Genomic DNA, 26753 nt, shown 5'->3' on the forward strand with positions numbered 1-26753 from the left:
GTCGCCTGACTCGATGGGTGACGATCCGGTCCCTATGACCGACCTCACCCGAACTAGGCTTCCCAGACGTGGTGGCAATCGAGGGCGCGCGGCGCCGGATCATCGAAATCGGACGCCGGGCATTGGGCCTGGACGTTCCGCCCGCCGATCACACCATCGCCGTGCTGCACAGCGTCGAGGCCGAACTGCCCGGCCTCGACGCCCGGGAAATGGTGCAGTTCAAGCGGATCCGGCTGCTCGGGGCCACCGGGACGGTGCTGATCGCCACCAGCGCCCTGGGCGTCGCGGCCCAGCCGGTCCTGCAGAATCCGGTCTCGGGGGTGCGGGTGATCGGCGTGTTCGCGCGCTGGCAGACCTCGTCGCTGGCGCTGTCGATGATCGGCACGGTGCTGGTGGTCATGGCCTGGCTGCTGCTGGGCCGGTTCGCGGTCGGCGGTTTCGGCGGCGCACCGGCGCACCGGCTGAGCCGGTCGCAGCTGGATCGGACGCTGCTGCTGTGGATCCTGCCGCTGTCGGTCGCTCCCCCGCTGTACTCCACCGACGTGTATTCGTATCTGGCGCAGAGCGAGATCGCCAAGCGCGGGATGGATCCCTATCTGGTCGGCCCGGCGCAGGGGCTGGGGGTGGGCAATGTGCTCACCATGAACGTGCCGAACATCTGGCGCGAGACACCGGCGCCCTACGGCCCGCTGATCCTCTGGATCGGGCGCGGCATCTCCCAGCTGACCGGCGACAACATCATCATCGGGGTGTGGATGCACCGGCTGCTGGCACTCGGCGGGGTGGCGCTGATCGTGTGGGCGCTGCCGCGGCTGTCGCGGCGCTGCGGGGTGGCGCCGGTGAGCGCGCTGTGGCTGGGGGCGGCCAATCCGCTGGTGCTGTTCCACCTGGTCGCGGGCGTGCACAACGACGCGCTGATGCTCGGGCTGATGCTGGCGGGCATGGAGTTCTGCCTGCGCGCGATCGCGGGTGAGGGGTCCTCGACCGGCGGCGTGGGGCCGTTCGATCGGCACGAGTGGACAGTCATGACCTTCGGGGCGGTGGTGATCGCGCTGTCGTCGACGGTGAAGATCACCTCGCTCATCGCGCTCGGCTTCGTCGGCATGGCGCTGGCGCGGCGCTGGGGCAAGGGGCTGCGGCCGGTGGTGACGGCCGCCGCGCTGCTGGGTGTGATAGCGCTCGCCACAACGCTTTTCGTGAGCCTGGCCAGCGGGCTGGGCTTCGGCTGGCTGTTCACCCTCAATACCGCGAACGTGGTGCGGAGCTGGATGTCGCTGCCGACGGCGCTCGGCATCATCACCGGATTCGGCGGCGTGCTGCTGGGATTGGGCGATCACACCACGGCGCTGCTGAGCATCACCCGGCCCATCGCGCTCACCGTCGCGGGCTTCCTGTCGCTGCGCATGCTCATCGCCACCTGGACCGGGCGGCTGCCCGCGGTCGGCGCGCTGGGGGTGTCGCTGGCCGCGATCGTGCTGCTGTATCCGGTGGTGCAGCCGTGGTATCTGCTGTGGGCCATCGTGCCGCTGGCCGCGTGGGCCACCACCCGCGCGTTTCGTGTTCCGGCCGTGGTGTTCTCGGCGGTGGTGAGCGTGATGCTGATGCCGCGCGGCGCCGACTACGGGGTCTTCCAGATCATCGAGGCCGCGATCGCGGTCGTGGTGGTGTCGGTGGCGTTCATCGTCCTCACCCGAAATGTGCTGCCGTGGCGGAAGCGACCGGGGGTGTCTGCTCCGTCACAGCGACCCGCGGCCTACGGTGTCTCCTCGTGACGCCAGCCTCGGATCCCGCCGTTCGCATCGACGGCGTCGTGAAGCGCTACGGCGACCTCACCGCGGTGGACGGCATCGGTTTCGAGGTGCGGCGCGCCGAGGTGCTGGCGCTGCTGGGGCCCAACGGCGCCGGGAAGACCACCACCGTCGAGATGTGCGAGGGGTTCCTCGCCCCGGACGCCGGTGCGGTGCGGGTGCTGGGCCTGGATCCGGTCGCCGACAGCGACGCGCTGCGCCCGCGGATCGGCGTGATGCTGCAGGGCGGCGGCGCGTATCCCGGCTCGCGCGCCGGTGAGATGCTCGACCTGGTCGCCTCCTACGCGGCCGATCCGCTGGACCCGGACTGGCTGCTGCGCACCCTCGGTTTGCGCGACGCCCGCCGCACCCCGTACCGGCGGCTGTCGGGCGGCCAGCAGCAGCGGCTGGCGCTGGCGTGCGCGCTGGTCGGGCGGCCGGAGCTGGTCTTCCTCGACGAGCCGACCGCCGGAATGGACGCGCAGGCAAGGCATCTGGTGTGGGAGCTGATCGACGCGCTGCGCCGCGACGGCGTGGCGGTGCTGCTGACCACGCACCTGATGGACGAGGCCGAGCAGCTGGCCGATCGGCTGGTCATCATCGATCACGGGCGGATCGTCGCCGAGGGCACGCCCGCGGAGGTCACCTCCGCCGGGGCGAAGGGGCAGCTGCGCTTCACCGCGCCCCCGAAACTCGACCTGACGCTGCTGGAATCCGCGCTGCCGGAAGGGTTCTCCCCGCACGAGACCTCCCCCGGTTCGTATCTGCTGCAGGGCGATATCACCCCGCAGGTGCTGGCCACCGTGACGGCGTGGTGTGCGCGAATCGACGTGCTGCCCACCGATATTCGCATCGATCAGCGCCGCCTGGAGGACGTGTTCCTCGAACTGACCGGACGGGAGCTGCGCAGTTGACCGAGTCCACCCCCCGCTTCGCGCCGGGCACCTTCACCCCCGATCCGCGCCCGGCGGCCCGGGGCGCGATGCTGGCCGCGCAGACGCGCATGGAGCTGATCCTGTTGCTGCGCAACGGCGAACAGCTGCTGCTCACCATGTTCATTCCGATCGCGCTGCTGATCGGGCTCACCCTGATCCCGATCAGCGGGCTGGGTGGGCACCGGGTGGACCGGATCGTGCCCGGGGTGATGATGGTGGCGATCATGTCCACCGCGTTCACCGGTCAGGCGATCGCGGTCGGCTTCGATCGCCGCTACGGGGCGCTGAAACGGCTGGGCGCCACCGCATTACCGCGCTGGGGCATCGTCGGCGGCAAGTGCGCGGCGGTGCTGATCGTGGTGGTGCTGCAGTCGATCGTGCTGGGGCTCATCGGTGTTGCGCTGGGCTGGCGGCCGTCGGCGGGCGGCCTGGTGTTCGGCGCGATCGTGATCGCCCTGGGCACCGCGACGTTCGCGGCGATGGGGCTGCTGCTGGGCGGCACGCTCAAGGCCGAGATCGTGCTGGCGCTGGCGAACATCGCGTGGTTCGTGATGCTGGGCGTCGCGAGCCTGGTGTTCGCGGCCGACAATCTACCCGGCGCGCTGAGCATCGTGGCGCGGCTGATTCCCTCGGGCGCGCTGGCCGAGGCGCTCGATCAGGCCCTGAATACCGGCGTCGACTGGTACGGCATCGTGGTACTGGCGGCGTGGGGCGTGGTCGCGGGCTATCTGGCGACGCGGCTGTTCCGGTTCGACTGACCGCGAATCCTCCACCGCGAGCGCGACTTCCGCGAGCAGGTCCGGGTGGCCCTCGGCCCAGCGCAAGGTGGCGGCGGTAATGGTCAGCAGCAGTACCAGATAGCAGCCGAACAGCACCGGGTGCGCGGCGGTCAGCCGGTCGAGCATCGGCACCGTACCGCCGAAGACGGTCACCGTCACCGTATAGGGCAGCGCCTGCGCGGTCACCCGATAGCGTCCCGGTACCAGGCCCGCGAGCACCGCGGGCAGCAGCGCGACGGCCGCCGCGTTCATCATCCCGGCCACCGGGACGACCACCCAGAATGCGGTCACGCCACCGTGTTCGAGCGCGGCACGCAGCGGGATCATCGCCACCGCCATCGCCACCGTGGCCACGCCCATCACCCGGCGGCAGCCCAGCCGGTCGCCGAGCCGTCCGACCATCGGCAGCACCGCGTTACCCAGCAGGGTCGATATCGTCACGGCGCACAGCACGGCGGTGTCGTTCAGCCCGAGCACGCTGATGCCGTAGGCGGGCGGCAGGGCCGACCACAGGTAGGAGGCCGAGGTCGAGCCGATCGTCACCCCGGCGACCGCCAGCATCGGGGTCCGCAGCCGACGCCGGGCCTGCGCCCACGACAGCGACGGCTCGCGGCGGTGGCCCTCGAATTCGGCCGACTCCGCCAATCCGCCACGCAGGGCGGCGAATACGAACGACGCCACCGCCCCGACTAGGAACGGCACCCGCCAGTACCCGTCGGCGACGCGATCGGAGCCGACCGCCGCGATCAGCGCCAGGACCAGCAGGCGCGCACAGACCGAGCCGATGCCGATGGCCGCGCAGAGCAGGCTGCCGGTCGCCCCGCGGCGCTCGGGCGGTGTCGTCTCGTAGATGTAGCTGTTGCCCAGCGGCGCCTCACCGCCGTACGAAAAGCCCAGCAGCGCACGCCATCCCAGGACCAGCAGCGGCGCCGCCGGGCCGATCGACGCGGTGGTCGGGGTGAGCGCCATGCCGAGCGCCGCCACGCCCGCCCCGGCCAGGCACAGCCGCATGGCCGGTTTGCGGCCCCGGCTGTCGGCGTAGCGGCCGAGCACCAGCCCGCCCAGCGGCCGGGTGAGAAATCCGGCGGCGAAGACCGCGAAGCCGTAGATCAGCGAGCGCTGCACGTCCGCGCCGAAGAAACCGGGCCCGAAGTAGCTGAGCAGCAGCGGATAGGCGCCCCAGTCGTAGGCTTCCAGCCCACATCCGGCGCACACCGCGAGCAAACGAACCCTCGACATCGAGCCACCTTTCCCGACGGCCGCGCGTCGCGGCGCACCGGTGGCGCGCGCGACGTGCACGATGGGCGTACTCGGCTGCGCCACCGGCGCAAAGCCGGGGCGGGGCGATTCGGTAGCGGGGGTCGAGCGGGGCGGGCGCGAGGCCCGCTCGGTACCGTATCGGATCTTTCGCACTGCGGAGTAGCGCAACGCAATCCGTTGCCGAAGAGTTGCCAAATGTCCGGAATGTCCTGTGCGACGAGAGGATCCGGGATCGGTCGCTACGCGTCGCCGGTCGGGCGATCGATCTCTTCTCGAAGAACGCGGAATTCGGCGGCCAGCGAGTCGGCGGTGTAGTGGGCGTTCAGGCCGCTGGGGTTGGGCAGCACCCAGACCTCGGTGTCGCCGAGCGGTTCCTGGGGGCCGACGGCGGCGCGCGGGCGGCCGAACGCGGTGCGGTACGCGCCGATTCCGAGGACCGCGAGCACCCGGGGCCGGTAGCGCTCCACCCGCTCCACGAGCGCCCGGCCGCCGTCGCGCAGCTCGGCGGCGGTCAGCTCGTCGGCCTTGGCGGTGGTGCGCGGGGCGACATTGGTGATGCCCAGGCCGAGGTCGAGCAGGGCCTGCTGTTCGTCGGGGCGGAGCTGACGCGGCGTGAATCCCGAGCGGTGCAGGGCGGGCCAGAAGCGGTTGCCGGGGCGGGCGAAGTGGTAGCCGGTCGCGCCCGACCACAGGCCCGGGTTGATGCCGCAGAACAGCACGCGCAGACCGGGGGCGATCAGATCGGGGATGGTCGCCCCCTCGGCGGCGGCTAGATCGGCGGGGGTCGGGCGGGAGGCCGGGGCGGAGCGAGACATTCGCCCAGTGTGCCGCACGGGGTTGGGGAGCTTTGGTCGGTGGATCCCGGCCAAAAGCATGCCGGGATCAGGGAGCCTTGCATGCCGGGATCGGAGAGTGCTTGCACGCCGGGAACAGAGAGCCCTTGCATACCGGGATCAGAGAGCCCTTGCACGCCGGGAACAGAGAGTCCTCGCATACCGGGATCAGAGAGCCCTTGCACGCCGGGACCAGAAAGCCCTTGCACGCCGAGACCAGAAAGCTCTTCAACGACATATTGTAGTAGCCCGGTGGTTGGGGGGAGGCCGGGGCCTATTACCATCGGTGCGTGCTGTCACGCGCCTTTCTGCGAGTCGTCGATCTGCTTCCCCTGCCGTCGCTGCGGGTTCAGCGGCTCATTGCCGTCGCGGTGGTGCTGTCGCAGGCCGGTATCTCGGTGACCGGGGCGATCGTGCGGGTCACGTCCTCGGGGCTGGGGTGCCCGACCTGGCCGCAGTGCTTCCCGGGGAGCTTCACCCCGGTGCCGCATGCCGAGGTGCCGGTGCTGCATCAGGCCGTGGAATTCTCCAATCGAATGCTGACCTTCGTGGTCACGCTGTGCGCGGCGCTGGTCGTGCTGGCGGTGGTGCGGGCGCGGCGGCGGCGCGAGGTGCTGGTGTACGCGTGGCTGATGCCGGGCGGCACGGTGCTGCAGGCGGTGATCGGCGGGATCACGGTGCGCACCGGGCTGCTGTGGTGGACGGTCTCGGTGCACCTGCTGGCCTCGATGCTGATGGTGTGGCTGGCGGTGCTGCTGTTCGCGAAGATCTCCTCCCCCGACGACGGGGTGGAGGTGGCGCAGGTGCCCGCGCCGCTGCGCTGGCTGACCGCGCTGAGCGCGGTCGCGCTGTGCGCCACGCTGATTGCGGGCACGCTGGTCACCGGGGCCGGTCCGCACGCGGGCGACAAGAGCGCCGACAAGCCCGTCGCGCGGTTGCAGATCGAGATCGTGACGCTGGTCCACCTGCACGCCGAGATGCTGGTCGCCTATCTGGCGCTGCTGGTCGGCCTGGGCTTCGGCCTGGCAGCGGTGGGCATGAACCGGGCCATCCGGACGCGGCTGATCGTGCTCCTGGCGCTGGTGTGCGGGCAGGGCCTGGTCGGTATCGTGCAGTACTTCACCCATGTGCCCGCCGCCCTGGTGGCGGTGCACGTCGGCGGCGCGGCGGCGTGCACGGCCGCCACCGCCGCCCTGTGGGCCGCGCTGCGCAGCCGCGAAAAGGTCGGCGCGGCAGGCACACCGGCGGCCGCGCGCCGCGATGTTTCGCTCGCGGCCGACGACCGGAGATAATCCACCCATGCCGACCTATGCGTACCGCTGCCGCGAGTGCACCGACACCTTCGAACTCGTCCGGCCGATGAGCGAGTCGAACGCCCCCGCCGCCTGCCCCGGCGGCCACGCGGACACCGTCAAACTGCTGACCACCATCGCCCTGACGGGTTCGGCGCACGGACCGGCGGCCGCGCCGAGCGGCGGCTGCTGCGGGGGCGGCTGCTGCTCCTGATCCGGGGCTCACCGCCTCTTGGTCCGGCGCGCCGTCTCTTGCTCTTGGTCCCGGCGTGCTTTTGGCCGGGACCTCGCGAAAGATTCCGGCCAAAAGCGCGCCGGAATCTCTATCAGGCGGTGGCGTTCGGGCCGATCCAGTCGGCGAACAACCGGTCGACCTGCCCCGTCGCCAATTCGGTTGCCAGCCAACCGTTCACCTCGGCCGCCAGCAGCGGGTCGTTCTTGCGGAGCAGGAAGACCTTGCCGAAGGAGTCGAACGGCCGGTCCGGGTGCAGGACCCGCAGGGTCGGGTGCTGGCGGATGCGGTAGCGGCCCTCGACCGAGTCGGTGACGAATACGTCGGCGCGGCCCTGCTCGATCTCGCCGAAGATCGTCAGGTTGTCCGGCCACGGAATGATCTGCGCCTGCGGGAAATTCGTGCGCGCGAAGGTCTCGTTGGTGCCGCCGCGATTCACGATCACGCGCACGCCCGGCCGGTTGATCTGATCGATGGTCGCGTACCTGTCCTCGTCACCGGCGCGCACGATCGGGGTCTTGCCGTCGGTGGCGTAGCGCAGCGAGAAATCGGAGTACTCGAGCCGCGCGGCCGAGTCCGAGATGCCGCCCGCCGCGATATCGCAGTGCAGCGCACCGAAATCCGACTTCATCGACGTCCAGGTGACCGGCACGAATTCGATCGGCCGGTGCAGCAGATCGGCCAGCCCGCGCGTCAGATCGATATCGATGCCCCGGTAGCCGCCCGCGTCGGTCACCGAATACGGCGGATAGTCACCGGTGGTGCACACCCGCACCGCCGCCGGTGATTCCGCGCTCGCCGGAACCGCCAGGGCCACAACGCAACCCACACCGGCCGCGAGCGCGGCCGTCACCCGTCGCAATCGCATCAGCGCTCGTTGCGGGCCTTCGGGAACCGCGCCTGCCGGGCCACCCAGCCCGCCATCCTGGCCCAGTGCCCGGGGGCGGGCGTGACGACGGAGGTCAGCTCGCGGTCCCAGTGCTCGGTCTCGGTGACCCCGTCGACGGTCTCGACCACGGCCTTGGCGGTGGCCAGATCGTCGACCACCCGGTCACCCAGCACGCCGTCCGCGCCGACCAGGGTGATGCGGACGCCGATGCGGCCGAGTGGTTGCAGCACGGCTGTGGCGGAACCCCCGTGCTCGGCGACGAATCCCTTCACCGAATCGACTACGGAGGGCGACAACTTCGCTGGGGCCGCTAGGGCGGTTTCGCTCATGCGATCAGTTTACCGATGGGTAAGGTGGCGTCCATGCGCGCCATTCAGGTTTGCGAGCACGGCGGACCCGAGGTCCTGAAGCTCGCCGAGGTTCCGGAGCCGCAGATTGCCCCGGATCAGCTGCTTGTCGACACCGAGGCGGTCGGCATCAATTTCATCGACACCTACATCCGGACCGGCACCTATCCGCAAGCGGTGCCGTACATTCCGGGGGCCGAGGGCACCGGTGTGGTGGCCGCGGTGGGCGCCGAGGTGACGGAGTTCCGGGTCGGTGACCGGGTCGCGTGGGCGGCCGCGCCGGGCAGCTACGCCGAGAAGGTCGCCGTCGACGCGGCGGTCGCGGTGCCGGTGCCCGCGGGGGTCGCGCCGCCGGTGGCCGCGTCGGCACTGCTGCAGGGCATGACCGCGCACTATCTGATCGAGACGATCTACAAGCCGGAGCCGGGCGAGTCGGTGCTGGTGCACGCCGGTGCGGGCGGCGTCGGGCTGATCCTGACCCAGCTGGCGACCGCGCGCGGTGTGCGGGTGATCACCACCGTCTCCACCGATGCGAAGGAGGCGCTCTCGCGCGAGGCGGGCGCGGCCGAGGTGCTGCGCTACGGCGACGACCTGGCCCAGCGGGTGCGCGCGCTGACCGACGGTGCGGGCGTGGCCGCGGTGTACGACGGCGTCGGCAAGGCGACCTTCGATGCCAGCCTGGAGTCGCTGCGCGTCCGCGGCATGCTGGCCCTGTTCGGCGCGGCCTCCGGCCCGGTGCCGCCGGTGGACCCGCAGCGCCTCAATCGCGGCGGCTCCCTGTTCCTGACCCGCCCCACGCTGGCCCACTACACCCGCACCCGCGACGAATTGCTGTGGCGCGCAGGCGACATCATGACCGCCCTCGCCTCCGGCGCCCTCCACATCCGCATCGGCGCCACCTACCCCCTCACCGACGCCGCCCAGGCCCACCGAGACCTGGAGGGCCGCAAAACAACCGGCTCCCTCGTCCTCCTGCCCTGAACACGATGCCCCTCAATAGTCGCGGCCGGTGAGCCCCCGGTAGACGAATCTCGTCAGTCCCTCCACGGCCTGCTCGTCGGATAACTCCACCGAGCCTTCCTCCACTGCCTCCAGTAGTCCGTGCAGCGCGAGGAAGGCCATGGCGAGGCTGGCCTCGGGGGTGCTGGGCAGGGTCATGCCCGCGGCCTCGAAACCGTCGAGGTGGTCGGCCAATTCGGCGCGCTGCTCGGCGGCGAAGCGGCCCGCGATCCGGGCGAAATCGGTATTCACGTGGGCCGCCTGCTGGACCGCGCGCAGCACCGGCCGGTGTCGGCGGGCGAAGGTCCAGTAGTTCTCGAGGTGGTAGCGGACCGCCGCGGGATCGGTGAAGTCGGGATTGTGCTCCGCCTCGTCGGCGGCCGTATCCCCGTCGGCGGCAAAGTCTTTCAGGAGCTCCTGGAGCAGCTCCTCCTTGCTGGCGAAGTGGTTGTAGAACGAGCCCGCCGCGCGCCCGGCGGCGGCGGTGATGTCGGTGATCTTCGTATTCAGATAGCCGCGCTCGGCGAACAGGCGGCGCGCGGCCTGTTTCAGCGCGTACTCGGTCTCGGCCGACTGCTCCTTGCGGCGGGCCATCCTCACCTCCTTGACAGCGGACCCTATCAACTCTAATACTGAATCACGATTCACTGAATCATAGTTCACTATACGGAGGTACAGATGTTTCCGCAGGTACTCGTGGCCGGAGCCGGGCCCACCGGGCTCACCCTCGCCATCGATCTGGCCCGCCGCGGCGTGCCGGTCCGCATTGTCGACAAGGCGGCGGAGTTCTTCCGCGGTTCGCGCGGCGACGGCCTGCAGCCGCGCACGCTCGAGGTCTTCGACGATCTGGAAGTGCTCGACGCCGTGCTCGCGGCCGGTATCGCGCCGCCGCCGACCCGGGTCCACGTGGGCGGCCGATTCGTCGGTGAGCGCGTCTTTTTCGAGCGCCGGGAGCCGACTCCCGCTGTGCCGTACCCGAATGCGTGGATGCTCGGGCAGTCGCAGACCGAGCGCATCCTGCGCGAGCGGCTGGCCGAGTTCGGGGTGCGCGTCGAATTGTCCACGGCCGTGACCGATTTCACCCAGGACGACGACGGGGTCACCGTCGCGCTCGACGGACCGACCGGCCCGGAGACGGTCCGCGTCGACTATCTGGTCGGCGCGGACGGCGGGCGCAGCACCGTGCGCAGGACCCTCGGCATCGCCTTCGAGGGCACCACCGACGAGTCGGTGCGGATGCTGCTCGGCGACGTCACCGCCGACGCCCTGGATCACGACTTCGGGTACTGGTTCGCCACCGCCGACTCGCCGGGCGAGGGCATCGCCATGACCCCGCTGTCCGGCGGCGGGCTGTTCCAGTTCGCCACCCCGCTGGCCGCCGACGACGAGCCCACCCGGGCGGTGCTGCAGCGGCACCTGGACCATTTCTCCGGCGGCCTGGACATCACGCTCGGCGAGCCCGTCTGGGCGACGGTATGGCGGCCGAATATCCGCCTGGCACAGCGCTTCCGGGACGGCCGGGTCTTCCTCGCCGGGGACGCCGCGCACGCGCATCCGCCGACCGGCGGGCAGGGACTCAATACCGGCGTCCAGGACGCCTACAACCTCGGCTGGAAGCTGGCCGCCGCGCTGCGCGGTCGGCCCGGCGCGCTCGACAGCTACGAGACCGAGCGCCGCGCGGTGGCCGCGCGGGTGCTCGGCATCAGCACCGACCTGCTGGACAAGCACCTGTCCGGCGCCGAGGACGCGATGCGCCGCGGCGAGGAGACCCAGCAGCTCGACGTCAGCTATCGCACCGAGCCGGGCACGCTGGTCGCGGGCGATCGGGCGCCCGACTCGGTGCTGCGCCGCGCCGACGGATCGCAGGTCCGGCTGTTCGACCTGTTCCGCGGTCCGCACGCCACCCGGTTGTCGTTCGACGCGCCCGCCGATCACGACGATGGCGAGGACGAGGTGCGGGCGTACACGATCGTCGGCCCGGACCGGACGCCCGCCGACGGGGAACTGGTCGCCGTGGGCGGCCACGCGTTCGCCGATTACGCGGCCACGGCCGGTACCCGGGTGCTGGTCCGGCCGGACGGCTATCTGGCCTGGCGGCACGACGAATGACCCCGGGCGCGGGCCGCGGGTATCGATGCTGGATGATCTGTGCTGCCGCCCAAGCCGATTCGCCCGCTTCGTCGTACAGTCGTACGGTGATCGGACGACCGCTCGGGCGACCGATAGACGAAGCATCGATCAGGGGTTGATCACGATGTTGGTGAAGGTCCGCAACGACGACCCGTCGCGACTGTCCAGTACCGAACGGACGGTGGTGAACTGGTTGAAGTCGTGGACTGGTGCGCACGCTTTACCCGGTATAGCGGTGGTACAGGCGCACGGCGCCGACGTCGTGGTGTGGACCCCGAAGACCTGCGTGGTGATGGTCGTCAAGGGCTTCGCCGAGCGGGTGAACGGCGCCCTGACGGTGGCGGCGGACGCCCCGTGGACCATCGACGGCCGGATCGCGCCGCTGGACGGGGTGCAGTCCGGCACCGAGCCGATGGAACAGGTCTGCGCCCGCACAGACGAGATCGAGCAGCTGCTGCGCGGCGCACCGGGCCGCGAGCGCGTCGGGGTCATGGGCATCGTGCTGGTGATCCCGCAGCTCGGTACCCGGGTGCAGCTGGAGAAGGGCGTGCTGCCGGACGGGATCGACGTGGTGGTCGGCGACGGGCCGTCCTCGCTGCGGTCCTACATCACCCGGATCACCGCCGACGAACCGGACTCGTGGGACGCCGCCCAGGTCGGCCAGGCGCTCGGCGCGCTCGGATTCGCCGCCGCCGCAACCTATTCCGACCTGACCTCGGAGGGCTTCCCCGCGCCGCGCACCGGCTCGGACGCACCGCCGCCACCGCCCGAACCCCGCCCCGCACCGGCCTCGACCGGTCCGACCGGCCCGCGACCCGCGGCACCCGCACCGATGCCCTCGGCCGTGCCGCTGCCCTCGGGTGCCCCGATCCCGCCGCCGGGCGCGGGCAGGCCGATGCCTCCCGGTCCCGTCGCGCCCGCACCGGCATCCGGTGCGGCCGTGCCGATTCCGACCCCCGGCGGGCCCGGCCCGGCCCCGGTACCACCTCCGCCGCGGCCACCCCTGTCACCCCAATACGTCGCCGCCGCATCGGGTTACGCGGCACCACCGCGCGAATCCCCGCCGACCGCACCGACATACGGCGCTCCGCAGTCCCCGGGGACCGCGCAGCAGCCGTACGCGTCTCCCCCACAGCCGTATTCGGTGCCGTTCGACCCGCGTCCCCCGGCTCCGGTCCGCACCCACAGCCGCGGCCGCGGCATCGCCCCGCTGGTCGTGCTGGCGCTGCTGGTGGTCATCCTGGCCACGGCGGCGCTGTGCACGGGCGGCAGCACCAGGCCCACCCCGGCCCACCCCGGGCCGGGCGCCAGCACCCCGGCGTCGACGAGCACGTTCACCACCGCCCCGGAGCGCACCATCCCGCAGCAGACCGCGGGTCCGGCCTGCTATCCCTTCCAGCCCGGCTGCCCCGGGTGACGACGCCCGGGGCTGCTCGGGCCGACGACGGAGCCGGATGACGAAACAGCCCGAGCCCCCGGATGTTCCGGGGGCTCGGGCTCGAACGACTATGGCGGCGCGGAGGTTTCCGCTCAGCCGAACAGCATGTGGCCGACGGTGTGCCAGCCGAGGACCGAGTCCACGGCCAGACCGCAGAAGACCACGGCCAGATAGTTGTTGGACTGCAGGAACAGTCGCAGCGGCTTGACCGATTCCCCCCGCCGCACACCGGAATACAGCTGGTGGGCCATGAGCAGGAACCAGGCGCCCGCGGCGATCGCCACCGCGGCGTAGACGACGCCGGTGGCGGGGATGAGCGCCAGCGTGGCGGCCACGGTGAGCCAGGTGTAGATGACGATCTGCTTGGTCACCTTCTGCTCGGTGGCCACCACCGGCAGCATCGGCACACCGGCCGCGCGGTAGTCCTCCTTGTAGCGCATGGCCAGCGCCCAGGTGTGCGGCGGCGTCCAGAAGAAGATCACCAGGAACAGCACGATCGCGGGCCAGCCGATGGTGCCGGTGGCCGCCGACCAGCCGACCAGCGCGGGCATACATCCGGCCGCGCCGCCCCACACCACGTTCTGCGAGGTGCGGCGCTTGAGGCCGAGGGTGTAGACGAAGACGTAGAACAGGATCGTCGCGACCACCAGCACGCCCGACAGCAGATTCGCCTGCCACCACAGCCATGCGAACGAGGCCAGGCCCAGCGCCACGCCGAAGACGAACGCGTTGCGGGTCGGCACCGCCTCGCGGGCGAGCGGGCGCTTGGACGTCCGCTTCATCACCTTGTCGATATCGGCGTCGGCGACGCAGTTGAGGGTGTTGGCGCTCGCCGCGCCCATCCAGCCGCCGAACAGCGTGGCCAGGATGAGCCGGATGTCGACGTGGCCGCGCCCGGCCAGCAGCATCGTCGGGATGGTGGCCACCAGCAGCAGCTCGATGACCCGCGGCTTGGTGAGCGCGATGTACGCCAGCACCCGGCGTGTCAGGGCCGAGAGCGGGCCGGTCCCCGTGACCCGGCCGGCCAGCGCCGTCGCGGAGGAGCCATGTGCACCACCCGGCTGTTGCCCAATCCGCACTGTCTCTCCTCGCAGGTGGTGCATCGATCCGGTAAAGGAATCAGCAGCGCGCCGCAACCCACGCACTGCCGCTCAGCTCGGCTTTCACCGGAGCGTCGCGCGGGCGGCGCAGCCACTACTACAGACGATGGTAGACCCACGGTGGTTGTGTTCCAGCACCCACCCGCCGCGAATCCGCCCGTGCCGCAGGCACGGTCCGCGACACGAGGCCCGGAGCGGGCGGGGTTCCCGCGTCGCGGGATTGTGCTGGGCTCTAGGGTGGTGGGTACAGCCGAAAGCCGCCGTTGTAGTTGACGAGAAGGTCAGGAGAACCTCGGTCGTGTCAGTCACAGACGACATCCGCGCACTCACCCAGCCGCACCATCCGAGCGACTGGACCGATCTGGACAGCAGAGCCGTCGACACGGTCCGCGTCCTCGCCGCCGACGCGGTGCAGAACGCGGGCAACGGCCACCCCGGCACGGCGATGAGCCTGGCCCCGCTGGCGTACACGCTCTACCAGCGGGTCATGCGCCTGGACCCGGCCGATCCGGAGTGGGTCGGCCGCGACCGGTTCGTGCTGTCGTGCGGCCATTCCAGCCTCACCCAGTACATCCAGCTGTACCTGGCCGGTTTCGGGCTGGAGCTCACCGATCTCGAACACCTGCGTAAGTGGGGCTCGCTGACCCCTGGCCACCCGGAGTACCGGCACACCCCGGGCGTGGAGATCACCACCGGCCCGCTCGGCCAGGGCCTGGCGTCGGCGGTCGGCATGGCGATGGCGGCGCGGCGCGAGCGCGGCCTGTTCGATCCGGCGACGCCGCAGGGCGCCAGCCCCTTCGACCACTTCGTCTACGTGATCGCCTCCGACGGCGACATCGAGGAGGGCGTCACCTCCGAGGCGTCGTCGCTGGCCGGGACCCAGCAGCTGGGCAACCTGGTGGTGATCTACGACGACAACCGCATCTCCATCGAGGACGACACCCGCATCGCGCTGACCGAGGACACCGCGGCCCGCTACCGCGCCTACGGCTGGCACGTGCAGGAGGTCGACGGCGGCGAGAACGTCACGGCCATCGAGGCCGCGATCGAGGCCGCCAAGGCCGTCACCGACAAGCCGTCGTTCATCCTGCTGCGCACCATCATCGGCTATCCGGCCCCGAACAAGATGAACACCGGCGCCGCGCACGGCGCTGCCCTGGGCGCCGACGAGGTGGCCGCCACCAAGCAGGCCCTCGGCTTCGATCCGGAGCGGAACTTCCAGGTCGAGGACGCGGTCATCGCGCACACCCGCACCAACGCCGCCGAGCGCGCCAAGGCCGCCCGCGCCGCCTGGCAGGAGCGGTTCGACGCGTGGGCCGCGGCCAACCCGGAGAACAAGAAGCTGTTCGACCGGCTGCAGGCCCGCACGCTCCCCGAGGGCTGGGCCGACAACCTGCCGAGCTGGGAGCCCGACCCCAAGGGCATCGCCACCCGCAAGGCGACCGGCAAGGTGCTCGCCGAGCTGGCGCCGGTGCTGCCGGAGCTGTGGGGCGGCTCGGCCGACCTCGCCGAATCCAACAACACCACCATGCCGGGGCAGCCGAGCTTCGGCCCGGAGTCCATCTCCACGGGCATGTGGAAGGCCGACCCGTACGGCCGCACCCTGCACTTCGGGGTGCGCGAGCACGCCATGGGCGCGATCCTGAACGGCATTGCGCTGCACGGCCCGACGCGTCCGTACGGCGGCACCTTCCTGGTGTTCTCCGATTACATGCGCCCGGCGGTGCGCCTGGCCGCGCTGATGCGGGTGCCCGCGATCTACGTGTGGACCCACGACTCCATCGGCCTCGGCGAGGACGGCCCCACCCATCAGCCGATCGAGCACCTGGCCGCGCTGCGCGCGATCCCGGGCCTGAATGTGGTGCGCCCGGGCGACGCCAACGAGACCGCCCACGCCTGGCGGGCCGTGCTGGAACTCGAAAGCGCCGAACGGCATTCGCATTTCACCCCGGCCCAGCCCGCGCACATCGACGGCCCCTCCGCGCTGGCGCTCACCCGCCAGGATCTGCCGATTCAGGAGGGCACCAGCTACGAGGGCGTCCGCCGCGGCGGCTACGTGCTGGCCGAATCCTCCACCGCCACTGCGCAGGTGATCCTCATCGCGACCGGCTCGGAGCTGCAGCTCGCGGTCGAGGCCCGGATTAGGCTGGAGGCGCAGGGCGTTGGAACCCGCGTGGTTTCGATGCCGTGTGTGGAATGGTTCGACGCGCAGGAGCAGTCCTACCGCGACGAGGTGCTGCCGCCCGCGGTCCGGGCGCGCGTCACCGTCGAGGCCGGGATCGCGATGCCGTGGCACCGTTTCGCCGGCGATGCCGGTGAGTCGGTGTCCATCGAGCACTTCGGTGCCTCGGCCGACTACAAGACCCTGTTCCGCGAATTCGGTTTCACCGCCGATGCCGTGGTCGAGGCCGCTCAGCGTTCACTCGACAAGGTGAAGGGATAACAGCGACATGGCACAGAACGAGAATCTCGCGGCGCTGTCCGCGGCGGGTGTGTCGGTGTGGCTCGACGATCTGTCTCGCGACCGGATCCGGTCCGGCAATCTCGCCGAGCTCATCGCGACCCGCAGCGTCGTCGGCGTCACCACCAATCCGACGATCTTCCAGGGCGCCCTCAGTAAGGGCCACGCCTACGACGACCAGGTCAAGGAGCTGGCCGCGCGCGGCGCCGACGTCGACGCGGCGGTCCGCACCATCACCACCGACGACGTGCGCGCCGCCTGCGACGTGTTCACCGAGGTGTTCGAGCGCTCCGGCGGCGTCGACGGCCGGGTCTCCATCGAGGTCGACCCGCGCTACGCGTTCGACACCGACAAGACGGTCGCGCAGGCCGTCGAGCTGTGGAAGATCGTCGACCGGCCCAACCTGTTCATCAAGATCCCGGCCACCGAGGAGGGCCTGCCCGCGATCACCAAGGTGCTCGCCGAGGGCATCAGCGTGAACGTCACGCTGATCTTCTCCGTGGCGCGCTACCGCAGCGTCATGGGCGCCTACCTGGACGGGCTGCGCAACGCCCGCATCGCCGGGCACGACATCGCCCGGATCCATTCCGTCGCTTCGTTCTTCGTGTCCCGGGTGGACTCCGAGATCGACAAGCGGCTGGAGGCGATCGGCACCCCGGAGGCGCTGGAGCTGCGCGGCAAGGCGGGCATCGCCAACGCGCGCCTGGCCTACGCCGCCTACCAGGATGTGTTCGACGGCGGCGCGCGCACCTCGACGTTCTCGGTGCTGGCGTCGAATGGCGGCAACCGGCAGCGCCCGCTGTGGGCGTCGACCGGCGTAAAGAACCCGGACTACTCCGACACCATGTACATCACCGAGCTGGTGGCGCCGAATACGGTCAACACCCTGCCGGAGAAGACCATGCAGGCGTTCGCCGACCACGGCGAGCTGCGCGGCGACACCGTCTCCGGCACGGCCGCGCAGGCCCAGGAGGTGTTCGACCGGCTCACCGCCGTCGGCATCGATCTCGACGACGTGTTCGCGGTGCTCGAGCGCGAGGGCGTGGACAAGTTCGAGAAGTCCTGGGACGAGCTGCTCACCGCGACCGCGGCCGAGCTGAAGACCACCGGGAGCAACTGACCGCGATGGCCGGCGAGGAAACGACGGCCGCACCGGGGAATCCGCTACGCGAGGAACGCGACAAGCGGCTGCCCCGGATCGCGGGTCCGTGCAGCATGGTGATCTTCGGTGTGACCGGAGATCTGTCCCGCAAGAAACTGATGCCGGCCATCTACGACCTGGCCAACCGCGGGCTGTTACCGCCCGGGTTCGCGCTGGTCGGGTTCGCGCGTCGCGATTTCGCCGACGAGGACTTCGCGCAACTGGTGCTGGAGGCGGTCAAGGACCACGCGCGGACGCCGTTCCGCCAGGAGGTCTGGGACCAGCTCTCCGAGGGAATCCGGTTCGTGCAGGGCACCTTCGACGACGACGCCGCTTTCTCCCAGCTGGCGGCCACCCTGAAGCAGCTCGACCACGACCGCGGCACCGGCGGCAATCACGCCTTCTACCTGTCCATTCCGCCGAACGCGTTTCCGGTTGTGCTGCAACAGCTTTCGCGGACCGGGCTGGCGGCGCCGCCGGAACCCGAGCCGGGCCGGCCCCAGCCGTGGCGGCGGGTGGTCATCGAGAAGCCGTTCGGGCACGACCTGGCCAGCGCGCAGGCGCTCAACGCCCTGGTGAATCGGGTCTTCCCCGAGGAGACGGTGTTCCGCATCGACCACTACCTCGGCAAGGAGACGGTGCAGAACCTGCTGGCGCTGCGCTTCGCCAACGAGCTGTTCGAGCCGACCTGGAACTCCAACTACGTCGACCACGTGCAGATCACGATGGCCGAGGACATCGGATTGGGCGGGCGCGCAGGCTATTACGACGGCATCGGCGCCGCCCGCGACGTCATCCAGAACCATCTGCTGCAGCTGCTGGCGCTGACGGCGATGGAGGATCCGGTCAGCTTCCAGCCGCGGCAGCTGCAGATCGAGAAGATCAAGGTGCTCTCGGCCACGAAGCTGGTGGAGCCGCTGGACGAGACCACCGCGCGCGGCCAGTACACCGGCGGCTGGCAGGGCAGCGACCGGGTGGTGGGCCTGCTGGACGAGGAGGGCTTCGACCCGAACTCGCGCACCGAGACCTACGCCGCGGTCACGCTCAACGTCGACACCCGGCGCTGGGCGGGGGTGCCGTTCTATCTGCGCACCGGAAAACGCCTGGGCCGCAGGGTGACCGAGATCGCGGTGATGTTCAAGCGGGCGCCGCACCTGCCGTTCGACCAGACCATGACCGAGGAGCTCGGGCAGAACGCGCTGGTCATCCGGGTGCAGCCGGACGAGGGCATCACGCTGCGGTTCGGGTCCAAGGTGCCCGGGTCGGGCATGGAGGTGCGCGACGTCAATATGGATTTCAGCTACGGCGAGTCGTTCACCGAGTCCTCGCCGGAGGCGTACGAGCGGCTCATCCTGGACGTGCTGCTCGGGGTGCCGTCGCTGTTCCCGGTCAACGAGGAGGTCGAATTGTCCTGGCGCATCCTCGATCCCGTGCTCGAGCACTGGGCCGCGGACGGGAAGCCCGAGCCGTACGAGGCGGGCACGTGGGGGCCGAACTCGGCCGACGAGATGCTGGCCCGCACCGGCCGGGAATGGCGGCGGCCGTGATAGTGGACATGCCCGACACCAGCACTCCCGACGTCGCCAAGCGCCTGGTGCAGCTGCGGGAGAGCAACGGCGTCATCACCACGGGCCGGGTGCTCACGCTGGTGGTGTGCACGCTGGACAGCTCCGAGGCCGAGGACGCCATCGACGCCGCCAACGACGCCAGCCGCGAACACCCCTGCCGGGTCATCGTTCTCGCGCGCGGCGACCGGTTCGCCGACACCAAGCTGGACGCGCAGATCCGGGTCGGCGGGGATGCGGGCGCGGCCGAGGTGATAGTGCTCCGGCTGCAGGGTGAGCTGGTCAATCACGAGAGCAGTGTGGTCGTCCCGTTCCTGCTGCCCGACACCCCGGTGGTGGCGTGGTGGCCGCGCGGGGCGCCGGAGGATCCGTCGCGGGATTCGGTGGGGCGCTTGGCGAAACGGCGCATCACCGACGCCACCTTCGCGACCGATCCGCAGGAGACGATCAAGAAGCGGCTGGGCTCCTACGCGCCCGGCAATACCGATCTGGCGTGGAGCCGCATCACCTACTGGCGGGCGCTGCTGGCCGCGGCGATGGACGAGCCGCCGTTCGAGCCGGTGCAGTCGGTGACGGTGTCCGGGCTGCACGAGGAACCGGCGCTCGACATCCTGGCCGGGTGGCTGGCCGCGCGGTTGGACTGCCCGGTGCGGCGGTGCGTCGGCCCGCTGAAGGTGGAGCTGCACCGGCCGACGGTGTCGATCGCGATCTCCCGGCCGCAGACCGGCCGCACCGCGACGCTGAGCCGCACCGGCGAGCCGGAGCAGCGCTTCGCGCTGGCGCGGCGGGAGACCAAGGACTGTCTGGCCGAGGAGCTGCGCCGATTGGACGCCGACGAGGTGTACGCCGAGGCGCTGGCCGGGATCGAAAGGGTGATCTATGAGTGAGCCTGTGGTCGAAGTTCATTCGGGCACAGACGATCTGGTGGCCGCCGCGGCGGCGCTGTTCGTCGCGGCGGTGACCCGGGCGCAGGCCGAGCGCGGCTCGGCGTCGGTCGTGCTCACCGGCGGCGGGACCGGTATCGGGCTGCTGGAGGTGGTCCGCAGGTTCGACGACGGGATCGACTGGTCGCGAGTCGACGTGTTCTGGGGCGACGAGCGTTTCGTGCCCGCGGGCGATGCCGAACGCAACGAGTTGCAGGCCCGCCGGGCGCTGCTCGACCATGTGCCGGTGGATCCGTCCCGCGTGCACCCGGTCGCGGCGTCCGACGGCGAGTATCCGGATCCGATCGAGGCGGCCGCCGAGTACTCGGCCGCGGTGCACGCGCACCTGGCCGAGCACGGCGCGTTCGATCTGCACCTGCTCGGCATGGGCGGTGAGGGACATGTCAATTCGCTGTTCCCGCACACCGACGCCGTCCGCGAGGAGCACGAACTGGTGGTGGCGGTGACGGATTCGCCCAAACCGCCGCCGGTGCGGGTCACCCTGACCCTGCCCGCCGTGCGCCGCGCCCGGCACGTGGCGCTGGTCGTCGGCGGCGAGGCCAAGGCCGACGCGGTGGCCGCGGCGCTGGCCGGGGCCTCGGCCGCGGAGATTCCGGCGGCCGGTGCGCGCGGCACCGAGACCACCACCTGGCTGCTGGACGAGCCCGCCGCCGCGAAGCTGCCGCGCTGAGGCCCGGCCCCCTGCCTCGGGGGGATCTATAGACTGGCTTGGTGCCGCTCGTCGAAGTCACCCACAGTCCGACCGTGCCGGAATCCATGCTGCGACGGCTGAGTGAGCAGCTACCGCATCTGGTGTCGGTGGCGGTGGAGTGCCCGGAGGAGCCGTACGACGGGGACCTGCAGCCGGGCGACGTGGAGGTCCGGTTCCGGGCGCTGGGACCGTTCGATCGCAGCGGGCTGGACGTGGTGATCGAGGTGCGGTCGAAATGGTTCGCCAGCCGGGCCGACAATCGGCAGGAGCGGGTGGATCGTTTGCATCACGATATCGAGAAGGCAACCGGGCTCGGCGAATTCGGCGTATATCTTTCACTGCCGGTCGCCGCGTGGGCGCAGACGGAGTGAACAGCGCGCCCGGCGAGCGGCATCATGATGGTGGACAACAGGTTTCGGCCGAACACGACGGTGGGGCTATGAGCGATTCACAGGCGGTCGACGATTTCGCGGCGGTGGACGCGGCGGTCGCGACGCTACGGTCGGTGCGGCACTTCCTCCCGAACCCGGTGCCCCGGGTGATCATCGAGCAGGCCGTGGATGTCGCCCGCTGGACGGGGTCGGCCCGCAATCGGCAGCCGTGGCGGTTCGTGGCGGTCACCGATCCGCGGCTGCGGGCCGGGCTGTCCCGGCTCGGCGACTACGCCCAGCTGCTGGGCCGGGCGCCGCTGGTGCTGGTGCTGCTGTCGCAGGACAACGGCTACACCGACACCGAATTCGACCTCGGCCGGATCGCGCAGTCGATCTGCCTGGTGGTGCACGACCGCGGCCTGGGCACCTGCCTGACCACCCTGCATCCGGACGAGAACGTGCGCGAGGCCGCCGAACTGCTCGGCGTGCCCGACGGCTGGCTGCCGCGCCACGCCATCGCCCTGGGCTACACCGACGCGGACAACCACCGGTCCCCCACCGCGGTGCCGCGCGGGCGGCTGCCGGTGTCGGAACTGCTCACCTGGGTGCCCTAGTCCAGGTCCCGCAGATGGCGGAGCAGGAAGTCGTTCACCGCGTCCGTTCGCTCCAGCTGCACCAGATGCCCTGCGCCGGGGACCTTTTCGACGGCGCGCAGATCGGTGACGTGGGCGCGCAGGGTCGCCAGCGGGTCGCGACCGCTGAAACCCTCCATGTCCGGGTCGTTTTCGCCGTAGAGGAAGTAGGTGGGCACGGCCACGGTGGTCGGCAGGTCGGCGGTCAGCTCCCAGTTGCGGTCCAGCGCGCGGTACCAGGCCAGGCCGCCGGTGAAGCCGGTGCGCTCGAATTCCCGTGCCAGGGTGTCGAATTCGGGCTCGCTCAGCCACGCCCAGGGCAGCGTGGGGGCCTGCGGCAGCACCTCGAGGTAGCCGAGTCCGGGCGGGTTGTTCCAGGTGTCGAGGTAGTGGTAGTCGCCGCTGAGCGAATGGAACACCCGGGCCAGGAATTCCCGTGGGCGCGCGGCCAATTCGGCATCGGCCACGCCCTGCTCCTGAAAATACGACAGGTGCAGGAAGTGCCGCTGCGCCGCCTTCACCCAGTAGGCCGACGGCGGCTTCGGCGGGCGCGGCGCGTACGGATTGTTCAGCACGATCGCCGCGGCCACCCGCTCCGGGGCCCGTAATGCCAGTTCCCACACCAGCTGTGCGCCGAAGTCGAGGCCGACGAATGCCGCCCGCTCGGCCTCGAGGTCGTCGAGCAGGCCGAGCAGATCGCCGATCACCGCTCGATTGGTGTGCGCCTCGACTCCCACGGGGGCCTCGGTGCGGCCGTAGCCGCGCAGGTCGGGGGCGATGGCCCGGTAGCCCGCCGCGGCCAGCGCCGACAGCTGCCGGTGCCAGACGTACCAGCCGTGCGGGAAGCCGTGACAGCAGACCACCGGGTATCCGGTGCCCTGTTCGGCGATGTGCAGGCGAATGCCGTTGGTCGCCACGAACCGGTGTGTCGGCGCCACCTCTGCTCCCAACTACTAGAACACGTTCTTGGTTCACGGTAATGTCCCGGAGTCGTGAACGGAATACTGTCCGGCCGGGTCGCGGTCGTCACCGGGGCGGGCCGGGGTATCGGCAAGGGCATCGCGCTGGAGCTCGGCGCGGCCGGGGCGACGGTCTACGTGACCGGGCGCTCCGCGACGCCCGGGCGGCTGCCGGGTACGGTCGCCGAGACCGCGGCGCAGATCGGCGAGCTCGGCGGTCGGGGCGTCGCGTACGTCTGCGATCATCGCGACGATGCCGCGGTCAAGGGCCTGTTCGGCAAGGTGCGCGCCGAGCACGGGCGGCTCGACGTGCTGGTCAACAATGTCTACAACTCCCCCGCCTCGGCCCGGTGGCTGGGCAAGCCGTTCTGGGAGGTGCCACCGGCCGCGTGGGACGAGGGTTTCGATGTCGGCGTCCGATCGCATTACGTGGCAAGCCATTTCGCCGCGCCGCTGCTGATCGCCGCGGACGGCCTGATCGTGAACGTCTCCTCCCCCGGCGCGACGCACTACACGCACAATGCCGTCTACGGGGTCGCCAAGGCCGCCCTCGACCGGCTCACCGCCGACCTCGCCCACGACCTCGGCGACACCGCGGTGACCGCCGTCTCCCTCTGGCCCGGCATCGTGAACACCGAACTGCTGCAACTGATCCCGCCCGGACCCGACGGCCGCCGCCTGATCACCCTGCCCGGCGAGGGCACCTTCGACCTGAGCGAGGCCGAGACCCCTCGATTCCCCGGCCGCGCCGTCGTCGCCCTCGCCACCGACCCGAACCGCCACACCCGCACCGGAAAACCTTGGCGCGTAGCCGATCTGGCCGACGCCTACGGCTTCACCGATATCGACGGCCGCGTGCCCCGCGCCAATCCGGTGAGCCCCTGACCGATTCACCATGCCCTCGCCCTCTCGGTCAGCGGGGGCGCAGGGCGAGGTAGCCGCAGGCGGCGGCGAGTAGCAGTTCCGCGGCGGCGGAGCCGAGTGCCTGCGCGAATTCGGCCCCGGCGGACGCCGTGGTCACGTCGAACCAGCAGTCGAGCACCGCGACGGCCGCCGTTGCCGCGGCCGCGATCCGGGCGCGCTCGTCGCCGCGCCGCGCCAGCAGCGCCGTCGCCAGGCAGCCGAGCGTGAGCAGCACATCCAGTCCGACCCAGGCGGTGGCCCAGTTCCGCACCCGTTTCTGGTCCGGCAGCGTGTAGCTCAGCAGCACCATCCAGGGAATCAATACCGCAGCCGAGGCACCCAGTGCCCATGAAATCCACTGCGTCCCGGTTCCTTTCGTTCGCATGCCGCCACACTACGTTTGCAGACAAAATTCTGCAAAGTAAATTTTGCAGAAGATGTTCTGCTATCCTCGGGCACATGGCGAAACGCGTCGCGGACGACAGGACCAGCGCCGAGCGCACCGCGCTGTACCGGACCCTGGCCCACCCCTTGCGCGGCCGGATCCTGCGGCATCTCGGCACACACGGCGAGGCCAACTCCACGACGCTGGCCGAGGTGCTGAACGAGAGCACCGGGACCACCAGCTACCACCTCCGCAAGCTCGCCGAGTCACGGCTGGTGGAGGAGATCCCGGAGAAGTCGCAGGGCCGCGAACGCTGGTGGCGCGCACTGCCGTTCAACCACACCACCCCCGATCCGGCGACCATGGAACCCGCCGAGTACGCCGCCGCCGAACATCTGGCGACGCTCAAGATCGGCGCGGATGTCCAGCGCTATGTGCGCGCCACTCGGGAGTGGTCCGGCCCGGAGGGATGGGCGCAGGTGCAGCGGCACGGCTGCTATATGACCCACGAACAACTGCTGGCGTTCATGGAGGAGTACATGGATCTGGTCGCCAAGCACAGCCACCAGCGCCCCGACGCGCCGCCGGACGCGCGCCCGATGGCGGTGCCGCCATCGGACGCGCGCCCGATGGCGGTGCGCCTGTTCGCGGTGCCCGAGGACACGGAGTAACGGCTCAGGCCACCTCGAGGAAACGCTGCACCGAGCGGGCGGGCACGGGCTTGACCCGCCAGGCCAGGTAGACGTGCGAGGGCGGGGCATCGGGCACGTCGATGTAGGTCACGCCCGGATGCGGTGCGCGGGCGCGGGCGAGTTCGGGCACGACGCCGATGCCGCGGTCGGCCGCGATGAGCTCGATCCATTCGTCGAAGTTGGTGCAGGTGACGATCTCGCGGCCGGATTCGGCCGACTCCCAGGAGGTTTCGTCCGTGGTCCCGGAAACGGTGTTGACCACCAACGGATATCGCGCCAGCTCCTGCCAGCGCGGCACGCCCGCCTCCGCCAGCCGCGATCGGGTCGAGACCGCCAGCACCCGGCGCTCGGTGCAGATCCGCCGCGCCGCCAGCGTGCGCGGCAGCCGAATCCGCTTGCGGTACAGGGCGATATCCACCCGCCCGCCGAGCAGCGCCGCGACCGGATCGTCCACCCGGTGGATCTGCACCCGCCCGCCGAGCTCCTCGAACCGGGTGCGTGCGGTCGCGAACCAGGTGTCCGGCAGCAGCCAGGAGAAACCCACCGCCACCACCGACCGCAGGTGCAGATCCGCGACGACGGTATCGAGGTCGCCGACGATGCGGCGGGCGTGCGTCAGGAACCGCGCACCGTCGTCGGTCAGCTCGAACCGCCGGGAACTGCGCTCCACGAGTCGGCAGTCGAGCAGCCGCTCGAGCTGCTGGATGGTGCGGGTGAGCGAGGGCTGGGTCAGATGCAGGCGATGCGCGGCGCGGGTGTAGTTCCGCTCCTCGCACAGCGCCAGGTAGGCGCGCAGATGACGCAGTTCCACATCCGCGGCGGCGATCAGGCGAACTTGATCTCGAAGCCGATGCCGAGGATGGCGATGATCCAGATCAGGCCGACGAAGATCGTGATCCGGTCGAGGTTCTTCTCCACCACGGTCGAACCGGACAGGCTGGCTTGCACACCACCGCCGAACAGGCTGGACAGGCCCCCGCCCTTCGCCCGATGCAGCAGCACGAGCAGCACCAGCAGGACGCTGGTGACGACCAGGAGGATATCCAGGAACATGCGCATGGGCGACAGTTTAAGCGGTGCCCGCGCCCGGACCCGCATCAGGTGATCGGCCGCGCCGGGCAGGCCGGTCCGAGCTACCGGGCGTCGAGGCCGGTCGTCGGTAGGATCGCGACATGTCGGCAAACCTGCTGCGCGTGGTTTGGATGCTGGCCGCGGCCGGATTGGCCGCCGCCTGCACCACCCAGCATCCCGTGGCGGCGGCGCAGACCCCGATGGGGCGAACCTTCGTCTCCACCAGGGTCATCGGGCCGCCGATTCCCGGTGGCGGCCCGCTGACCTTGACCTTCGCCGACGGGCGGGTGTCGGCCGAGGCGGGCTGCAACGCCAGCAGCGGCCCGGTCACCTTCGACGGCCCGGTGCTGCGGGTGACGGGATTGGCGACCACGATGATGGCGTGTCCGGGCGACCGCGGCGGCGCCGACGGCTGGCAGGTCGGCCTGCTGCAATCCGCACCCGTCTGGAAGCTGAACGGCGACACGCTCACCCTGATCGGGACCACCACCAGCGTCACGCTGGTGGACAAGAAGCGCGCCCAGCCCGACCGGCCGATCACCCGCACCACCTGGGTCGTCACCACGCTGCTGCGCCCGAACGGGCAGGTCCGCACGACCACGCTGGACGAGGTGCTGCCCACCCTCACCATCGCACCGGACGGCGCGGTCACCGGCGACGCGGGCTGCAATCGCATGACCGGCACCGCCGACCTGGCCGCCGACGGCGGCACCGCCACCTTCCGCGTGGCCACCACCAAGATGCTGTGCGCGCCCGAGGTGATGGATGTGGAACGGCAGGTGCTCGAGGCGCTCGACGGCGAGACCCGGCTCGACGTCGACTCCGACACCCTGACCATCAGGAATACCGGCAACAACACCGGGCTGATCTTGCGCGCCGAGTGAAAACGAGACGGGCGCCGGTGCCAGGCAACATTA

The 26753-nt window shown here is 70.7% G+C and carries 27 protein-coding genes and 1 pseudogene; 18 read left to right on the plus strand and 10 right to left on the minus strand.

The genetic code is table 11. The features are described from left to right. Positions 1-68: 68 nt before the first annotated feature. The 3 genes from mptB to HPY32_RS37960 are packed head-to-tail and all read left to right on the plus strand — an operon-like array spanning position 69 to position 3480. Entirely contained in the window at positions 69-1772 is a 1704-nt protein-coding gene (mptB, locus tag HPY32_RS37950) for a polyprenol phosphomannose-dependent alpha 1,6 mannosyltransferase MptB (RefSeq protein WP_156674463.1), read from the plus strand. Next, positions 1769-2701: an ABC transporter ATP-binding protein gene (locus HPY32_RS37955; protein WP_067588316.1), complete on the plus strand. Its 933-nt coding sequence runs from the start codon at positions 1769-1771 to the stop codon at positions 2699-2701. The genes mptB and HPY32_RS37955 overlap by 4 nt, the downstream gene beginning before the upstream one ends. Next, positions 2698-3480 (plus strand): ABC transporter permease, encoded by a 783-nt coding sequence (locus HPY32_RS37960; RefSeq protein ID WP_171983258.1) that lies wholly within the window; start codon positions 2698-2700, stop codon positions 3478-3480. Before HPY32_RS37955 ends, HPY32_RS37960 begins: the two co-directional genes overlap by 4 nt. Before the next feature lie 201 nt (positions 3481-3681). Here the strand turns inward: HPY32_RS37960 and HPY32_RS45295 are convergent. Next, positions 3682-4740: pseudogene (locus tag HPY32_RS45295) on the minus strand (MFS transporter); the annotation flags it as partial. Between the two features lie 260 nt (positions 4741-5000). Next, positions 5001-5576, minus strand: a complete 576-nt coding sequence (mug, locus tag HPY32_RS37965) for a G/U mismatch-specific DNA glycosylase (RefSeq protein WP_067588311.1) — start codon at positions 5574-5576, stop codon at positions 5001-5003. Between the two features lie 308 nt (positions 5577-5884). On the opposite strand from mug, the gene HPY32_RS37970 reads away from it, so the two are divergent. Then, entirely contained in the window at positions 5885-6886 is a 1002-nt protein-coding gene (locus HPY32_RS37970) for a COX15/CtaA family protein (RefSeq protein WP_067588309.1), read from the plus strand. Between the two features lie 7 nt (positions 6887-6893). Next, on the plus strand, positions 6894-7100 hold the full coding sequence (locus HPY32_RS37975; RefSeq protein WP_067588308.1) for an FmdB family zinc ribbon protein: 207 nt from the start codon (positions 6894-6896) through the stop codon (positions 7098-7100). A 112-nt stretch (positions 7101-7212) separates the two neighbouring features. Here HPY32_RS37975 and HPY32_RS37980 read toward each other — a convergent pair whose 3' ends face one another. Further along, complete coding sequence (locus HPY32_RS37980; protein ID WP_067588306.1) at positions 7213-7986, minus strand: transporter substrate-binding domain-containing protein; 774 nt, start codon at positions 7984-7986, stop codon at positions 7213-7215. Further along, on the minus strand, positions 7986-8336 hold the full coding sequence (locus HPY32_RS37985) for a hypothetical protein (protein ID WP_067588304.1): 351 nt from the start codon (positions 8334-8336) through the stop codon (positions 7986-7988). The genes HPY32_RS37980 and HPY32_RS37985 overlap by 1 nt, the downstream gene beginning before the upstream one ends. Positions 8337-8369: 33 nt before the next feature. Here HPY32_RS37985 and HPY32_RS37990 point away from each other — a divergent pair, with 33 nt between their 5' ends. After that, positions 8370-9335: a quinone oxidoreductase family protein gene (locus HPY32_RS37990; protein ID WP_067595830.1), complete on the plus strand. Its 966-nt coding sequence runs from the start codon at positions 8370-8372 to the stop codon at positions 9333-9335. A 12-nt stretch (positions 9336-9347) separates the two neighbouring features. Here the strand turns inward: HPY32_RS37990 and HPY32_RS37995 are convergent, their stop codons facing one another. Next, positions 9348-9947 (minus strand): TetR/AcrR family transcriptional regulator, encoded by a 600-nt coding sequence (locus tag HPY32_RS37995; protein ID WP_067588302.1) that lies wholly within the window; start codon positions 9945-9947, stop codon positions 9348-9350. A gap of 84 nt (positions 9948-10031) precedes the next feature. On the opposite strand from HPY32_RS37995, the gene HPY32_RS38000 reads away from it, so the two are divergent. Together HPY32_RS38000 and HPY32_RS38005 are read left to right on the plus strand one after the other, a co-directional pair. Further along, positions 10032-11462, plus strand: a complete 1431-nt coding sequence (locus HPY32_RS38000) for an FAD-dependent monooxygenase (RefSeq protein ID WP_067588300.1) — start codon at positions 10032-10034, stop codon at positions 11460-11462. A gap of 145 nt (positions 11463-11607) precedes the next feature. Beyond that, on the plus strand, positions 11608-12900 hold the full coding sequence (locus tag HPY32_RS38005; RefSeq protein ID WP_067588299.1) for a hypothetical protein: 1293 nt from the start codon (positions 11608-11610) through the stop codon (positions 12898-12900). A gap of 113 nt (positions 12901-13013) precedes the next feature. On the opposite strand, the gene HPY32_RS38010 is transcribed toward HPY32_RS38005, so the two are convergent. Continuing rightward, positions 13014-14000, minus strand: coding sequence for a heme o synthase (locus HPY32_RS38010; protein ID WP_067588298.1), 987 nt, complete (start codon positions 13998-14000; stop codon positions 13014-13016). A gap of 319 nt (positions 14001-14319) precedes the next feature. On the opposite strand from HPY32_RS38010, the gene tkt reads away from it, so the two are divergent. The 7 genes from tkt to HPY32_RS38045 all read left to right on the plus strand — a co-directional run bounded on the left by tkt (position 14320) and on the right by HPY32_RS38045 (position 21808). After that, positions 14320-16464, plus strand: a complete 2145-nt coding sequence (tkt, locus tag HPY32_RS38015; protein WP_067588296.1) for a transketolase — start codon at positions 14320-14322, stop codon at positions 16462-16464. Between the two features lie 7 nt (positions 16465-16471). After that, positions 16472-17602 (plus strand): transaldolase, encoded by a 1131-nt coding sequence (gene tal, locus HPY32_RS38020; protein WP_067588295.1) that lies wholly within the window; start codon positions 16472-16474, stop codon positions 17600-17602. A 5-nt stretch (positions 17603-17607) separates the two neighbouring features. Further along, positions 17608-19170 carry a glucose-6-phosphate dehydrogenase gene (gene zwf, locus HPY32_RS38025; protein ID WP_067588294.1) on the plus strand — a complete coding sequence of 521 codons (1563 nt, stop codon included), beginning with the start codon at positions 17608-17610 and terminating at the stop codon, positions 19168-19170. Next, the gene (gene opcA / locus HPY32_RS38030) at positions 19167-20075 is read left to right on the plus strand and encodes a glucose-6-phosphate dehydrogenase assembly protein OpcA (protein WP_195115438.1); all 909 of its coding nucleotides are present in this window, start codon (positions 19167-19169) and stop codon (positions 20073-20075) included. The genes zwf and opcA overlap by 4 nt, the downstream gene beginning before the upstream one ends. Further along, positions 20068-20802, plus strand: coding sequence for a 6-phosphogluconolactonase (pgl, locus tag HPY32_RS38035; protein ID WP_067588291.1), 735 nt, complete (start codon positions 20068-20070; stop codon positions 20800-20802). The genes opcA and pgl overlap by 8 nt, the downstream gene beginning before the upstream one ends. A gap of 41 nt (positions 20803-20843) precedes the next feature. Then, a complete protein-coding gene (locus HPY32_RS38040) occupies positions 20844-21194 on the plus strand; it encodes a hypothetical protein (RefSeq protein WP_067588288.1) in 351 nt (116 codons plus the stop codon). Positions 21195-21262: 68 nt separating this feature from the next. Further along, a complete protein-coding gene (locus HPY32_RS38045) occupies positions 21263-21808 on the plus strand; it encodes a nitroreductase family protein (protein WP_067588286.1) in 546 nt (181 codons plus the stop codon). On the opposite strand, the gene HPY32_RS38050 is transcribed toward HPY32_RS38045, so the two are convergent. Continuing rightward, positions 21805-22764 (minus strand): alpha/beta fold hydrolase, encoded by a 960-nt coding sequence (locus HPY32_RS38050; RefSeq protein ID WP_156674461.1) that lies wholly within the window; start codon positions 22762-22764, stop codon positions 21805-21807. The genes HPY32_RS38045 and HPY32_RS38050 overlap by 4 nt on opposite strands. Positions 22765-22818: 54 nt before the next feature. Between HPY32_RS38050 and HPY32_RS38055 the strand changes: the two genes are divergently transcribed. Beyond that, positions 22819-23670 (plus strand): SDR family NAD(P)-dependent oxidoreductase, encoded by an 852-nt coding sequence (locus HPY32_RS38055; protein WP_067588284.1) that lies wholly within the window; start codon positions 22819-22821, stop codon positions 23668-23670. A 28-nt stretch (positions 23671-23698) separates the two neighbouring features. On the opposite strand, the gene HPY32_RS38060 is transcribed toward HPY32_RS38055, so the two are convergent. Further along, positions 23699-24073, minus strand: coding sequence for a hypothetical protein (locus tag HPY32_RS38060; protein WP_067588282.1), 375 nt, complete (start codon positions 24071-24073; stop codon positions 23699-23701). 74 nt (positions 24074-24147) lie between these two features. Here HPY32_RS38060 and HPY32_RS38065 point away from each other — a divergent pair, with 74 nt between their 5' ends. Next, on the plus strand, positions 24148-24744 hold the full coding sequence (locus tag HPY32_RS38065) for an ArsR/SmtB family transcription factor (RefSeq protein WP_171983259.1): 597 nt from the start codon (positions 24148-24150) through the stop codon (positions 24742-24744). A gap of 4 nt (positions 24745-24748) precedes the next feature. Here the strand turns inward: HPY32_RS38065 and HPY32_RS38070 are convergent, their stop codons facing one another. Together HPY32_RS38070 and secG are read right to left on the minus strand one after the other, a co-directional pair. Then, a complete protein-coding gene (locus HPY32_RS38070) occupies positions 24749-25576 on the minus strand; it encodes a LysR family transcriptional regulator (RefSeq protein WP_231951643.1) in 828 nt (275 codons plus the stop codon). A 14-nt stretch (positions 25577-25590) separates the two neighbouring features. Next, on the minus strand, positions 25591-25824 hold the full coding sequence (gene secG / locus HPY32_RS38075) for a preprotein translocase subunit SecG (RefSeq protein ID WP_067588276.1): 234 nt from the start codon (positions 25822-25824) through the stop codon (positions 25591-25593). A 113-nt stretch (positions 25825-25937) separates the two neighbouring features. Between secG and HPY32_RS38080 the strand changes: the two genes are divergently transcribed. After that, positions 25938-26720, plus strand: a complete 783-nt coding sequence (locus tag HPY32_RS38080) for an META domain-containing protein (protein ID WP_067588275.1) — start codon at positions 25938-25940, stop codon at positions 26718-26720. Positions 26721-26753: the final 33 nt, after the last annotated feature.

Source organism: Nocardia terpenica (assembly GCF_013186535.1).
GTDB classification, from domain to species: domain Bacteria; phylum Actinomycetota; class Actinomycetes; order Mycobacteriales; family Mycobacteriaceae; genus Nocardia; species Nocardia terpenica.

Coding starts and splice junctions, on each gene's coding strand:
- mug (WP_067588311.1), bottom strand. CDS start 5,576: ATGTCTCGCTCCGCCCCGGCCTCCCGCCCGACCCCCGCCGATCTAGCC.
- HPY32_RS37975 (WP_067588308.1), top strand. CDS start 6,894: ATGCCGACCTATGCGTACCGCTGCCGCGAGTGCACCGACACCTTCGAA.
- HPY32_RS37980 (WP_067588306.1), bottom strand. CDS start 7,986: ATGCGATTGCGACGGGTGACGGCCGCGCTCGCGGCCGGTGTGGGTTGC.
- HPY32_RS37985 (WP_067588304.1), bottom strand. CDS start 8,336: ATGAGCGAAACCGCCCTAGCGGCCCCAGCGAAGTTGTCGCCCTCCGTA.
- HPY32_RS37990 (WP_067595830.1), top strand. CDS start 8,370: ATGCGCGCCATTCAGGTTTGCGAGCACGGCGGACCCGAGGTCCTGAAG.
- HPY32_RS37995 (WP_067588302.1), bottom strand. CDS start 9,947: ATGGCCCGCCGCAAGGAGCAGTCGGCCGAGACCGAGTACGCGCTGAAA.
- HPY32_RS38000 (WP_067588300.1), top strand. CDS start 10,032: ATGTTTCCGCAGGTACTCGTGGCCGGAGCCGGGCCCACCGGGCTCACC.
- HPY32_RS38005 (WP_067588299.1), top strand. CDS start 11,608: ATGTTGGTGAAGGTCCGCAACGACGACCCGTCGCGACTGTCCAGTACC.
- tal (WP_067588295.1), top strand. CDS start 16,472: ATGGCACAGAACGAGAATCTCGCGGCGCTGTCCGCGGCGGGTGTGTCG.
- zwf (WP_067588294.1), top strand. CDS start 17,608: ATGGCCGGCGAGGAAACGACGGCCGCACCGGGGAATCCGCTACGCGAG.
- pgl (WP_067588291.1), top strand. CDS start 20,068: ATGAGTGAGCCTGTGGTCGAAGTTCATTCGGGCACAGACGATCTGGTG.
- HPY32_RS38045 (WP_067588286.1), top strand. CDS start 21,263: ATGAGCGATTCACAGGCGGTCGACGATTTCGCGGCGGTGGACGCGGCG.
- HPY32_RS38060 (WP_067588282.1), bottom strand. CDS start 24,073: ATGCGAACGAAAGGAACCGGGACGCAGTGGATTTCATGGGCACTGGGT.
- HPY32_RS38065 (WP_171983259.1), top strand. CDS start 24,148: ATGGCGAAACGCGTCGCGGACGACAGGACCAGCGCCGAGCGCACCGCG.
- secG (WP_067588276.1), bottom strand. CDS start 25,824: ATGCGCATGTTCCTGGATATCCTCCTGGTCGTCACCAGCGTCCTGCTG.
- HPY32_RS38080 (WP_067588275.1), top strand. CDS start 25,938: ATGTCGGCAAACCTGCTGCGCGTGGTTTGGATGCTGGCCGCGGCCGGA.